General features: G+C 52.8%; 13 protein-coding genes. All 13 read right to left on the reverse strand.

All coding sequences use genetic code 11. From position 1 onward, the window contains the following. Positions 1–9: 9 nt before the first annotated feature. Complete coding sequence (locus tag QZL66_RS05245) at positions 10–2,604, reverse strand: DUF5620 domain-containing protein (RefSeq protein WP_022410687.1); 2,595 nt, start codon at positions 2,602–2,604, stop codon at positions 10–12. 350 nt (positions 2,605–2,954) lie between these two features. Continuing rightward, the gene (locus QZL66_RS05250) at positions 2,955–4,361 is read right to left on the reverse strand and encodes a CdaR family protein (protein WP_226943304.1); all 1,407 of its coding nucleotides are present in this window, start codon (positions 4,359–4,361) and stop codon (positions 2,955–2,957) included. Continuing rightward, positions 4,291–5,241: a diadenylate cyclase CdaA gene (cdaA, locus tag QZL66_RS05255; protein WP_022410689.1), complete on the reverse strand. Its 951-nt coding sequence runs from the start codon at positions 5,239–5,241 to the stop codon at positions 4,291–4,293. The genes QZL66_RS05250 and cdaA overlap by 71 nt, the downstream gene beginning before the upstream one ends. A gap of 147 nt (positions 5,242–5,388) precedes the next feature. Next, complete coding sequence (locus QZL66_RS05260; RefSeq protein ID WP_022410690.1) at positions 5,389–6,570, reverse strand: aminotransferase class V-fold PLP-dependent enzyme; 1,182 nt, start codon at positions 6,568–6,570, stop codon at positions 5,389–5,391. Next, positions 6,564–6,815, reverse strand: a complete 252-nt coding sequence (locus QZL66_RS05265; RefSeq protein ID WP_022410691.1) for a hypothetical protein — start codon at positions 6,813–6,815, stop codon at positions 6,564–6,566. Before QZL66_RS05265 ends, QZL66_RS05260 begins: the two co-directional genes overlap by 7 nt. 97 nt (positions 6,816–6,912) lie before the next feature. Further along, the gene (gene ispF, locus QZL66_RS05270) at positions 6,913–7,401 is read right to left on the reverse strand and encodes a 2-C-methyl-D-erythritol 2,4-cyclodiphosphate synthase (protein ID WP_022410692.1); all 489 of its coding nucleotides are present in this window, start codon (positions 7,399–7,401) and stop codon (positions 6,913–6,915) included. Then, positions 7,395–8,105, reverse strand: a complete 711-nt coding sequence (ispD, locus tag QZL66_RS05275; RefSeq protein ID WP_022410693.1) for a 2-C-methyl-D-erythritol 4-phosphate cytidylyltransferase — start codon at positions 8,103–8,105, stop codon at positions 7,395–7,397. The genes ispF and ispD overlap by 7 nt, the downstream gene beginning before the upstream one ends. 119 nt (positions 8,106–8,224) lie before the next feature. Continuing rightward, the gene (locus QZL66_RS05280; RefSeq protein ID WP_022410694.1) at positions 8,225–8,851 is read right to left on the reverse strand and encodes a redox-sensing transcriptional repressor Rex; all 627 of its coding nucleotides are present in this window, start codon (positions 8,849–8,851) and stop codon (positions 8,225–8,227) included. An 89-nt stretch (positions 8,852–8,940) separates the two neighbouring features. Further along, on the reverse strand, positions 8,941–10,155 hold the full coding sequence (locus QZL66_RS05285) for an NADP-dependent isocitrate dehydrogenase (protein WP_022410695.1): 1,215 nt from the start codon (positions 10,153–10,155) through the stop codon (positions 8,941–8,943). Positions 10,156–10,323: 168 nt separating this feature from the next. Then, entirely contained in the window at positions 10,324–10,686 is a 363-nt protein-coding gene (locus QZL66_RS05290; protein WP_022410696.1) for a hypothetical protein, read from the reverse strand. After that, entirely contained in the window at positions 10,687–11,394 is a 708-nt protein-coding gene (locus tag QZL66_RS05295; RefSeq protein ID WP_022410697.1) for a TraX family protein, read from the reverse strand. Beyond that, complete coding sequence (locus QZL66_RS05300) at positions 11,391–11,633, reverse strand: hypothetical protein (protein ID WP_293601875.1); 243 nt, start codon at positions 11,631–11,633, stop codon at positions 11,391–11,393. Before QZL66_RS05300 ends, QZL66_RS05295 begins: the two co-directional genes overlap by 4 nt. Positions 11,634–11,657: 24 nt before the next feature. Beyond that, the coding region (locus QZL66_RS05305; protein WP_293601876.1) for an aconitate hydratase at positions 11,658–13,242 on the reverse strand (1,585 nt) is incomplete at its 5' end.

Below are 13,242 nucleotides of genomic sequence, written 5' to 3' on the forward strand. Positions count from 1 at the left end.
GCTTTGGTTTTAGTCAACGGTACGCTCCGGACCAATGTTATCCTGCAGGTGTACGAGGAATTTCAGCAGTGCCATGGAGTCGTTTGCATCGATTACGTGGTTGTACTCGCAGTCTGCATTCTCGTGAGCCTGCGCATTCAGCTCAACAGCCTTTGCAATTGCCTTGTTCAGCAGAACGGCATCTGCCAGATCTACCTGACCATCCAGATTTACATCGCCGTAGAACGCATTCAGCGTCGGGTCGAAAGATGTAGTAGTCACTGCTGTGGTTGTAGTTGCAGCCGTGGTGGTAGTTGCCTTAGTGGTTGTGGTTGTGGTTGTAGTCGTTGCCTTCGTTGTTGTCGTGGTGGCTTCTGTAGTGGTCACAGTAGTAGCAGCCGGAACAACGATGATCTTGACATCAGCGGTCTGTCCGCCCGGTGTGGTAACAGTAACTGTTGCCTCGCCAACATTCTTACCGAAAACGGTTGCATTCTTCTTGTCTGCATCCAGCTTTACGGTTGCAATCTTGATGTTCTTGGAAACAACGGTGCAATCCGGAACATTGATCTCCAGCGGAGCCTGCTCGCCGATGGTAACTTCGATGGTTTCCGGAACATTCAGCGGATCCTCGAACATATCGATCTTTGCGCTGTTTTCCTTGTCATCAGCCTTATAGTATGCGGTGACATTGTCGATGGTGTACTTCTTGGAAGTAGACTCACCCAGTCCGGCGTACCATACACCCAGATCAACGTGGTCGCCTTCCTGCTCAGTGCTGACATAGTTAGTAGCCTTGGACATTGTGCCGTTTGCACCTTCCATGATGCCATTTGCAACAGCACCCGGCATTACCCACATAAAGGTGTACTTATTCTTGCCCTTCGCATCTTCGTACGGCTTTACCTCAGCATCTGTATCCGACGGATCCGGACGGCTGCCTGCGGTGGTCGGCTCCCAGTTTACAAGAACCAGCTTGCCGTTTTCGTTGGCATCATCGGTCTGATACCAGCATTCAGAGGTTGCTGCAGTAAGCTTCGACAGAACGGAAGTACCTGCGCCAACTACCATCTGGTTGACATCCATGTCTGTGGTAACATCAAAAAGAACTGCGTAAACGTCTGCGGTCTTTTCATACTTCATGCCGAAATCTGCATAGTTGACAGATACGGACTTGCCAACGCTCTCGCTGCCGCCTTTTGCGGTTACAGTGCCGGTGTACGGGAACGTCATGGACTCCTCATAGGTCAGAGTTGCATCAACGATAGTCGCCTTATCCAGCTTGGTGTAGGTGTCTGCGACAACCTGACCATACCACAGCTGGAAAGAAATCTGATCAGTGGGCTTTACAGTTGCATACGGAATAACCTCTTCCGGAACATCCCATGTTACGGTGAAGTAGTTGCCGATGTCCTGCTTTGCAAGGTCGGTGCCGCCGCCAATGGTAACGCCAAACTTTGCGCCAGCCTCTTCTGCTGCTGCCAGTGCTTCCGGACCGATATCATTGTACCAGTAGCCGGACAACTCGTTCTTACCCTCCATGCCTGCCAGATACTTTGCATACTCAGTATCCGCTACACTGTGGCCCTCAACATTCAGACCGCCGCCGTACATGATACGCTGTAAATTTTCTTCAGTCTTCAGAGTAACGCTCAAAGATTTGATCTTCACATCCGACGAAGCATTTTTGCCCGGAGCCAGACCAAAGTCGGAGTAAGTGAACTTATGGCTGTTCAGCGGAAGTCCTGCCTCACGGATCTCGCTCTCGGACTTATATCCGCCGCCTGCTTCTGTCTGATAATATTCTTCGCTGCAGGTGTCGCCCGGTGTCAGATCCAGATTAACATCCTCCAGCTTCAGAGAATTTACTGCGGTCACAGTTGCAGTGCCGTCGCCGTTGTCCTTGAAGCTGTAGTTATCGCCAGCACCGTTTGCGCTGGAATAATACATTCCGCCGGTGTTCTCTTCGCCCTTGGGCAGATCCGGATTTGTGGGGTTCATCCAGTCCGGTGCAGTGCCGTTGCTGGTATCAGTCGTGCCGTTTGCCTCAATGGAAACCAGCGTGATGGACTCATTGGTGTAGGTCTTCACGGAATTGTCTGCCGGATCCTGCTCTGCCAGACCGGTATAGCAGTTCTGCACCTGGAATTTGCCGTTATTGGAGAGGTCTGCATAAGACGGAACCTCGATCACAACGGAGAATTCTGTTGCGTACGGCGTGCACGCGATTGCCTCGCCGATGTCCCAGTAGTAGCTGTGCGCTTTATCTGCTGAGCATCCGAAATAATAGGAGAAGTTGGTGACCAGCTTGTCGGACTTGAAGTTCAGCTGGAAGGTCTTGATGCCAGTTCCGAACAGATCTTTAATGCCCTTGCCCTTGGTATCCGTAAACGGTGTCCAGGTATCTGTGGAAGCCTTGCACATAAACGTGCATTTCTGCTGGTTCTTCGGAGTATCCGGATCATCCGGATCCGGAATGGAAGTTTCCAGTGTCTTATTGATTTGATATGTCTTTCCAGCTGCATCTGCAAAGATCCCGCTCGCAGAAGTTACTGCGAGCGATGTTGCAGCCATGACAGCACTCAAAAGAACTGCCTGCACTCTTTTTTGAATTGTCTTGCTCATAAATATATCGCTCCTTTTTCCACACATTGTCTTCCCATGTTGAATTTCTGTATTCGGATACGAGCAGCAGATCACTCATATCCATTTAAGCTTACAAAATGAAACATTCATTTTTCAGCTATATCCATTATAACAGTATCTCCAAGGAATGTAAATGTATAATTTATGAACATTATTTCCAGCCTCCAGAAAATTCAACCCCGAATTTGTGCAAATTGCATAAAAATAATGTTTACTGTGAAAACATAATACCGCTTCGATCAAATATAGTAGAAAAGGCATGCCCTTGGAAATCCATATATTCCCATAGAACACGCCTTTTCGTTATCTTTTTGCTTTATTTTTCTAGTTTACTGTCCGGCAGCTGCAGTTGTCGTTACAGCAGCACTTCCAGAGGACGATGTTGTTCCTGTAGAGCGCACACCCTTGACGGCAACCCGATAATCCCCAACTGCCCACACATTGTTGTACTTTGCGCAGGAGATGGTCGGAGTGTAGTTAAATGTCACGGTGTTTCCGTCTACGGCATCCGCCTGAATGGAATAGCTCAGCAGATCCACATTAACAGTGATATCGCTGGCATCCAGCTCCGACATCACCTCTTCCGGTCCAATAACACTGACGGTAAGCTGCTGTGTCAGCACGTCGAAGTTATAGGAGCCGGGCGCATTGATGACACCGATGTCCGAGAGGACGAAATCCTTCTTGGTCAAGCCGGCAGAATCCAGCGTCAGTGTCACAGTCGTCAGACCGGACTGGTTTTTGTACTCATCCGGCACAGATACCACAAAATCACGGGAGAAATCCAAATCGATATCCCGCAGCGGAATCGAGCCGATGTTGAATTCATTCATCTCATCCAGCGTATTGTTCGGTGCGGCAAGGGTGATCTTATCTGCCGACAGCGCCAGATTCAGGCACGAGGTGTCAAAGTTAGACGGTGCGTTGGTGATCTGGTAGGTGATATCCATGGTCTTTTGGTACAGCAGCGGAACTTCAATGGAGAAGTTCGCCGCATCGTAGGTGAACATGGAGGAATCCACCAGTGCGCCGGACTCATTGTAGAACAGCAGCTTGTCGGTGGTCAGAACCTTGGATGCGCTCAGCTGCTCTTTCTGGTCTGTCTCCGCAACGCAGGATGCCACCTGATCCAGCTGCTGCTGCGGACCGGTGACCTCGATGGTTGCCGGTGTGCAGACAAAGGAATCATCGTCCAGCGTGCAGCCCTCGGCAAAGGTGATATTGGGAATGGACGGTGTGATATCAAAGGTGTAGGTGTCCATCTTATCGAATGTCACATTGACTGTGGAGGGCGTAATGGACTTCACGCTGAACTCCACGTTATCCGTGCTGCTGATGGAGATGGCGAGCTTTTTCGTGCCTGCTGCCGTGACGTTCTCCACCGATGCCGTTGCCACCAGATCCCTGGCATCCAGATTACCCACCTGTGCACGGTCGCCCTCCAGCTGTACGCTGACTTCATCCACATCAAAGCTGATGACACTCAGCCCGTTTTCCTCCGCCGTCGTTCCGGCGATATCCACTTTCAGGGGAATGTGGTTCACGGTACGCGGCGTGGTCGGATAAATGGAGATGGAGATGACAAACCAAAACACAATGGCGATCACCACAGACGTGATCATCATGGCAGGACGGCTGGCATAAAAGCGCTGCAGCAGCGTCTGGTTAGTCTGATTTGGATTGTCCGTCTTCTTTTCCCGATGACGATTCCAAAGATGCGTCAGCTTTTTGTCCATGATCCTTCTCCTTTTGTTTCCTGTGCAGCTTGATGAACGGAATCCGGCGGGAGACCTTATCGATGGGGGTCTCCTCGTTGGAAGTGATCAGCCGTTCCACAAGCAGGTGGTGCAGATTTTCTCTGGTGAAGCCGCTCTTAAGCACGCCGTTTTCCGCCACAGAGATGGCGCCGGTCTCCTCCGAAACGACAATGACAATGGCATCCGAATTCTCGCTCATTCCGATGGCGGCACGATGCCGGGAGCCAAGGCGCTTGTTGATCAGCTCTTCTTTCTGCGGTTTCGGGAGGAAGCAGGCTGCTGCCAGAATCTTTCCGTCCCGCATAATGACCGCACCGTCGTGGAGCGGTGTCTTATTATAGAAGATGTTGCCGAACAGCTCCTTGCTGGGGATGGCATCCAAAACCGTGCCGTTGTCGATCTGCTCCCCCAGCCGGGTCTGCCGTTCGATGACGATCAGCGCACCTGTTGAGGTGGCGGAAAGCTCTACGCAGGAGTCGCAAATCACATCAATGGCATTGCTCCAAATGCCGTCATCTGCGCCGGCATTCATGCTGAAGCGAAGTCCCAGCTTGGTGTACCCCGCCTTTTCCAAGGTACGGCGCAGCTCCGGCTGAAACAGAATGACCAATGCGATCATACCTATGTTCAGCGTCTCCGACATCAGATAGGAGATGGCTTTCATCTTGATCCAGCTCGCCACAATGTACACCAGAAACAGAAGCATGATGCCTTTCACCAGCTGTCCGGCACGTGTTTCACGAACCAGTTTCATGACCACATAGACCACATACGAAAGCACCAGGATATCCAGAATATCCACCGGCTCTGCCGTCTTGATCACGCTGAAGATCATATCCAGGATATCTCTCCACGCCATACACATTCCTTCCCTTCTCACTTCTGTTTTTTCAAATGCAAAGGCAGCCTCCGCACCATTCTTCCAATTTGTTATGTAAGAGTCTGTTTTTGCTTATCACAGGTGCAAAACAGACTCTCCGAGCGTAAACTGTGCGCTCCTCTTCTTCTATTTTAACATATCGCTCGTTTTTTTCAATAGGTTTCCGCCATTTTTCAAATTCTTGACATAATTTTTCACGCTGGCAGCCAGCCGAAGCGTGTCAGACTCCCGGCTGAATGCCGACGGCGCAAACCGCAGCGTTCCATCCGCTGTCCCAAGCTTTTCGTGCGCCAGCGGTGCGCAGTGCAGACCGGCACGCAGGCAAAAGCCCTCCTGACTGAGCCACGCCGCCAGTTTTTCCGGCGGTTCATCCGCCACCGTAAAGGAGACAATGGGCACATAGGAAACGCCTGCCTCCCGATAGACCCGCACCTCCGGAAGCTCCTGCATCGCCTGACAAAACAGGTCGCACAGATAGCTCTCATGGCGATACAGCATCTCCACCGTCCGGCTCTTGACAAAATCGATGCCCGCCCGCAGCGACGCTGCCCCAATGACATTGAGGGTTCCGCACTCCAGGCGATCCGGCAGGAAATCCGGCTGTTCCGGACTGCGGGAAGCGCTTCCGGTTCCGCCCTGCATCAGCGGACGAATGGGAAACTGACAGTCCGTCATGAGGATTCCGGTGCCGGTGATCCCATAGAGTCCCTTATGGCCGGCGGTACATAAAATATGCATACCGTCCGCTTCCAATGACAGCGGCAGAATGCCGCACGCCTGCGCACCGTCCGCAATAAAGCACAGTCCGTTTTCCCGGCAGAGCTGCGCAATACGGCGGTAAGGCAGGATCTGCCCCGTCACATTGCTGGCAATGGTACAGACGACCGCACGGGTGTTCGGCCGAATCGCCGCCCGAAACCGCCGCATGGTCTCGTCGTCATCTGCCGCAATTTTCACCATACGATAGGCGACTTTCCGTGACTTTGCCAGCGCCATAATAGGCCGGTAGACGGAATTGTGTTCCAGATCGCTGAAAATCACATGGTCGCCGGTTTGCAGGATGCCCTGAATCGCAAGATTCAAGGCGTGGGTGCAGTTGAGTGTGAAAATGGTATTTTCCACCTTTGCCCCGAAAAAGTCTGCCGCCGTTTCTCTGGCATCGTAGACCATTTCCGAGGTGCGTGCGGCGATCGTATGGCCACCGCGTCCGGAATTGCCATACTTCAGCACTGCCTCCGCCACTGCCTGCCGCACCTCCGGCGGCTTTGGATACGTCGTCGCAGCGTTGTCAAAATTGACTGTCACCACGCATCACGCTCCTCCTGCATCCGTTGGAACGGGATACCCTCCTGTGCAAGAATCGAAGAAACATGGCTGCAATTTCCGTGTACGGTCAGCACAAATCCGCACCCCTCCGGTCCGATGTGCTCCAGACGGCGCACTTCACAGGAGTAGCCGAGGCGCTGCAGGATTTTGCGGGCACGGGATGCCTGCGTGTAAGAAACCATTGCTGCCTTGCATCCCAACATCTTTCTCACCCCTTTGCATATCATTTGAGAGAAAACTCCCTCATCTCAGTATATGCCGGAATTTTTTTGGAGTTCGAAAGGCGTTTCCACAGGTACAAGTGAAATTGTGGAAAATCAGGCGTTATTCTCTGACAAGCAGGCAGACGCAGTGCACTGCAATGCCGGAACCATCCCCCGTGAAGCCCAGCTTTTCCTCCGTGGTGGCTTTGACGCTGACTTGAAAATAACGAACTCCGCAAACCTCTGCAATATTGAGCTGCATCTTCGTAAGATATCCCATCAGCCTTGGGCTCTGACAGAGAATGGTGGCATCCAGATTCCCGACAACATATCCCATTTCTTTTACACGTTCTACAACTTCCTTCATCAAAAGCATGCTGTCCGCACCGGCATACTTCGGATCCGTGTCTGGAAAAAGACAGCCAATGTCCCCCAGCGATAATGCCCCCAGCATTGAATCCATCACAGCGTGCGCCAGCACGTCGGCATCGGAGTGCCCCAGCAATCCTTTTTCGTAGGGAACCTCCACGCCTCCCAGAATCAATTTTCGTCCCTCCACCAGACGGTGAACATCATAACCATGTCCAATGCGATATGGCAACGTCAGCATATTGTTTCCTCCTTTTCCCGGCGCTTCAGCAGAATCTCTGCAATTGCAATGTCCTCCGGCGTCGTAATTTTCAGATTGGTGTAATCTCCAGTGGTCATATAAATTTTGTGGTTGATTGCCTCCACCAGCTGGCAGTCATCGGTAAAGTCCAGTCCGTGCTCCCGTGCAAACGTGACCGCCTCAAAATAGAGCTGCCGTTTGAATACCTGCGGTGTCTGAGTGATATAGAGGTGCGGACGGTAGGGCGTGTCCACGATCAGGTTGTCATTGACCACCTTGATGGTGTCCTTTACCGGAACGCCCAGCGTTGCTCCGCCGAATATCGAAGCATCCTGAATCACCTGCGCAATCTGCGCCGGCAGAACCAGCGGACGTGCGCCGTCGTGAATGGCGAGCATGGTCGTTGTTTTCGACAGGGCATGCAGTCCGCACATCACGCTCTCCTGTCGGGTCGAACCGCCTTCCACAACAGCGTGCAGCTTTGTGATCCCAGCCTTTTCCGCCGTTTCCCGAATGGCATCGTGATCCGCCGGACGTGCCACCACGATCAGTTCCGCCACACGTTCGCACTGTTCAAAGGCACGCATTGCCATGCCGATGACCGTGGTATCACCCAGAGGAAGCAAAATCTTATTTTTTCCCTGCATCCGTGTGGCATTTCCGGCGCACACGAGAATGGCAGAGGTATCTGCTATCGCACTCATTCTTTTCTCCTTTTCGATTCAAAAAGGGCACTGATTTTTTCTGAAACCAGTACCCTTTTCGCAGCACCCGTTCAGAGTCCGCCCGCAGGATAAGCTTAGAAACCGTCCCGCAGCAGCTCTTACAGATTATGCAGTTTATAAGAGAGCGTCATCAGGCTGTCATCCAGATGCATCGTCACGACCTTTGCGTGCTCCACAGCGATGTCGCAGTGGCTGAAATTCCACAGTCCCCGAATGCCCAGAGAGACCAGATGCTCTGCGGTATCCTGTGCCACTTCCTTGGAAAGGCACAGAACGGCAGCCACAGGCTTTTGCTGTGCGCAAAACGCCTCCAGCTGTTCCATGGGCTGGATTTCCAGCCCGGCCATCTGATTTCCCACCAGCTCCGGTTTGATGTCAAAGATTCCGATCAGACGAAATCCACGCTGCTCAAAACGCACGTTTTCCGCAACGACCTGCCCCAGATTTCCTGCGCCGACCAGAATCGCCGGCAGCAGCTGCGGCAGTCCCATGATGCGCTCCAGATTTTCCCGCAGTTCTGTCACAGAATATCCGTAGCCCTGCTGTCCGAAGCAGCCAAAACAGCTCAGATCCTGTCGAATCTGCGAGGCAGTCATTCCCAGACGCTTCCCCAGTTCTCTGGAGGAAGTGTGCGCCTGACCCTGCCGTTCCAGCTCTTGCAGCAGCCGATAGTACCGCGGCAGCCGGCGGACTACAGATTCGGAAACCTCATGCTTCTGCACCACAATTGATCGCTCTCCCTATGAAAATCCGGTCACAGGTCAAATCCATTGATCTGTTCCCGCTTGTCTCAATTCCTGTCGTATCTTTTGGATTATGCCATCAGTGCATCCAGACGCTCACGGATTGCCTCCAAGAATTCCTTGGAGTTGACCTTCTTCTTGTTCTCCAGCTTGGAGATCAGATACAGGTCGCCAGTCATCACGCCGTCCTCAATGGTCTGAATGGTCGCCTTCTCCAGCTTGTCTGCAAAGGCAGCCAGCTCCGGCAGATTGTCCAGTTCGCCACGCTTGCGCATTGCGCCGCTCCATGCGAAGATGGTTGCAACAGAGTTGGTAGAGGTCTCCTCGCCCTTCAGGTACTTGTAATAGTGACGCTGAACGGTGCCGTGTGCAGCCTCATACTCATAGATGCCGTCCGGAGAAACCAGAACGGAAGTCATCATTGCCAGAGAACCGTAAGCGGTGGAAACCATATCGGACATCACATCGCCATCGTAGTTCTTGCAAGCCCAGATATAACCGCCGTGAGAACGGATGACACGGGCAACTGCGTCGTCGATCAGGGTGTAGAAGTACTCGATGCCTGCTGCCTCGAACTTTTCCTTGTATTCGTTGTCGTAGATCTCCTGGAAAATATCCTTGAAGGTGTGGTCATACTTCTTGGAAATGGTATCCTTGGTTGCGAACCAAACGTCCTGATGCAGATCCAGACCGTAGTTGAAGCATGCACGGGCGAAGCCTGCGATGGAGTTGTTCTTGTTGTGCAGACCCTGAATGATACCATCGGTATCCTCGAAGTTGAAGATCAGCTCTCTGGTCTCCTTGCCCTCTGCGTCGGTGACAACCAGCTCAGCCTTGGAGCCCTGCTTTACCTTCATCTCGGTGTTCTTGTACACATCGCCGTAAGCGTGACGGGCAATGGTGATCGGTGCAGTCCAGGTGGGGATATACGGCTCAATGCCCTTGACCAGAATCGGGGTACGGAAAACCGTGCCGTCCAGAATGGCACGAATGGTGCCGTTGGGGCTCTTCCACATCTGGGACAGATTGTACTCCGGCATTCTTGCAGCGTTCGGGGTGATGGTTGCGCACTTGACTGCAACGCCGTACTTCTTGGTGGCGTTGGCGCTGTCGATGGTTACCTGATCCTTGGTCTTTTCCCGGTATTCCAGACCCAGATCATAGTACTCAGTCTTCAGGTCGACATATGGGGTCAGCAGAATGTCCTTGATCCACTGCCACAGGACACGGGTCATCTCGTCGCCGTCCATCTCGACCAGCGGCGTTGTCATTTGAATCTTTGCCATTTGATTTTCCTCCTCAAATTGCTTCTCATTGCATTTATCACGTTTCCGCCGGAGCAATGCGAGATCCGGCGTGTTCTGCCAACGCAGAAATTTTGTCATATTCCGCAGTTGTCACCAAAATCAACTGTAAGTCATCACTGTCAATGTCCACGCCTTTCCTACAGGCTCTTATTTTTTCGCATGGTACAGTGCCCATGCAAACAAACCGCCACCCAGAAGCGTTGCCACGCCCAGAACCGGATGCTGCAAGTAGAACTGCACCACCTCCGGCATTTGCCGGAACAGCAAAAACTGTCGGTACAGATACCACAGCACAACGGGAAGTCCCACTGCGATTGCCGAAAAAGCAATTGCGTATTCCAGAACTGTTTTCCATTTCATTTTCCGCCGGTGCTTCTGCACGGATTTTCGCATAGTGTTATCCTGCATGGCATCTTCCATGGAAAATACCCGCTTGCTTCGGGAAACATTTTCCGTGAACTGCTTTGCCAGATCTTCGAAATGCAGTTCCTGCTGCCTGTCCTGCTTCATTTACGCAAACACCACCCAACGAAGAATCCCCAGCACCAGCAGATGCAGCGGATAGAACACATAGAAAAACCACTTGTGAAACGGCTTCTTACTGCCGCTTTTGCCGTTGTAGCAATATTGTATTAACGGTATCACCAGAAAGATGCCCAGCTGGAACAGTCCGCTCCATATGGGTTCATTTCCCAGCATGCCGACACAGCAAATCACCGTGATAGCACTGAACGAAATCCATTTTTCTTTCGGATTGTCCCGATACCGGAAAAAGGTCAGCGCATAGAGCACATCAAACATCGCCCAGTCGCCAAAGATCGACAGAAGACAGAGTCCCAGCGTCCCCAGCTGTTTCCACAGAACTGAACACTTGCCCTTGTCCCAGAACCAGATCGCCAGCAGACTGAGAAACAGCGTATAGATCACGCCGAACGCCGGGCGGATACAGCCTCTCTCAAAATAACTGAACGGCAGCCATGAGATCACGGCGAAAATACCCAGCCGCAGAGCGTATTTCTTCACGTTTCGGGTGTAGTGATATCCCTCCGCCAGCATATACGCCATGGTCGGACCGGTCAGTCTGCCAATGATGTGCATCGCCTGTCCCAGCAGCGATGCCGTGGGAACAAACGCCCATGCAATGTGGTCAATGAGCATGGCGGCAATCACCAGATATTTCAGCTGGTTGCGGTTGAGAAAGCCTGTTCTCTCGGTCATTTCCGGTTCTCCTTATTTTGATGCAGTGCACACAGATATTTCCGTAGCAGATACAGCCCGCCAGCAAACAGAAACAGCAGCACCAGCAGCGCAATCGCTGCCACAGGACGATGCTCCAGCAGTTCCGGCATATCCAGAATGTCCCTGCCCGCAAGCAGCGAGCAGACGCACCCCGCCAGAAATACGGCGAACAGATCCTTGCAATAGCTGTCCCGGAAGCACCACAGTTTCCTGCGCACACTTGGCTTTTCGGAACCGGTTACTTACTTGCTCAGTTTGTCACGGGTGTAGTCCAGCAGACCGCCTGCCAGAATGATATCCTTGGTGCGTCCGGTCAGTTCGCACAGTACCGGAATCTCTGCGCCAGTGGTCTTGTTGACCAGTGTCAGTGTGGTTTCGCCGTCCTCGATGTGCTTGCGAACATCTGCCAGTTCCAGAACATCGCCCTGGGAGATCTTCTCGTAGTCTGCCTCGTTGACGAAAGTCAGAGGCAGGATGCCGGCATTGATGAGGTTTGCACGGTGGATACGGGCAAAGCTCTTCACCAGAACTGCCTTGACACCCAGATACAGCGGAGCCAGTGCAGCGTGCTCACGGGAGGAGCCCTGTCCATAGTTGGAACCGCCTACGATAATGCTCTGTCCCATCTCCTTGGCACGCTTCGGGAACGCCTCATCGCATACAGTAAAGCAGTGCTGCGAAATTGCCGGAATGTTGGAACGCAGCGGCAGAATCTTGGCACCTGCCGGCATGATGTGGTCAGTGGTGATGTTGTCGCCAACCTTCAGCGAGCAGCCAGCCTCGATGGTTGCCTCCAGCGGAGCGGTCTCCGGGAACGGCTTGATGTTCGGGCCACGCAGGATCTCCACCTTGTCCATTTCCTCTTCCGGTGCCGGCAGAACGATCATATTGTCGTTGACAGTGAACTTCTCCGGCAGTACAAAGTCCGGCATCTCGCCCAGTTCTCTCGGATCGCTGAGGTAACCGGTGAGTGCAGAGTATGCAGCCAGTTCCGGAGAAACCAGATAGATCTGACCGTCCTTGGTTCCGGAGCGTCCGAGGAAGTTCCGGTTGAAGGTGCGCAGGGAGATACCGCCGGAGTTCGGAGACTGTCCCATACCGATACACGGACCGCAGGCGCTTTCCAGAATTCTTGCACCGGCTGCAATGATGGTGCCCAGCAGTCCCATATCTGCCATCATGTTCAGCACCTGCTTCGAGCCGGGAGCGATGGACAGGGAGACATCCGGATTGACGGTCTTGCCCTTGAGGATGTATGCCACCTTCATCATATCCAGCAGAGAAGAGTTGGTGCAGGAACCGATGCAGACCTGATCGATCTTCAGCTTGCCGATCTCAGCCACAGTCTTGACATTGTCCGGAGAGTGCGGACATGCTGCCAGCGGTACCAGTTTGCTCAGGTCAATGTGCAGCTCTTCGTCATAGACAGCATCTGCATCTGCCTTCTGTTCGCTCCAGACTTCGCCTCTGCCCTGTGCTTCGAGGAATGCCTTAGTCACATCGTCCGACGGGAAAATGGAGGTTGTTGCGCCCAGTTCTGCACCCATGTTGGTGATGGTAGCACGTTCCGGAACAGACAGGGTCTTGACACCCTCGCCGCAATACTCGATGACCTTGCCAACGCCGCCCTTTACGGACATCCGGCGCAGCACTTCCAGAATGACATCCTTTGCAGCCACCCACGGAGAAAGCTTGCCGGTCAGTTCTACCTTGACAACCTTCGGACAGGTGATGTAGTACGTACCGCCGCCCATTGCCACTGCAACATCCAGACCGCCGGCACCCATGGCGATCATACCGATACCGCCGCCTGTGGGGGTATGGCTG

The organism is Ruminococcus sp. CAG:330 (genome assembly GCF_000437175.1).
In the GTDB taxonomy this organism is placed as follows: domain Bacteria; phylum Bacillota; class Clostridia; order Oscillospirales; family Ruminococcaceae; genus Ruminococcus_C.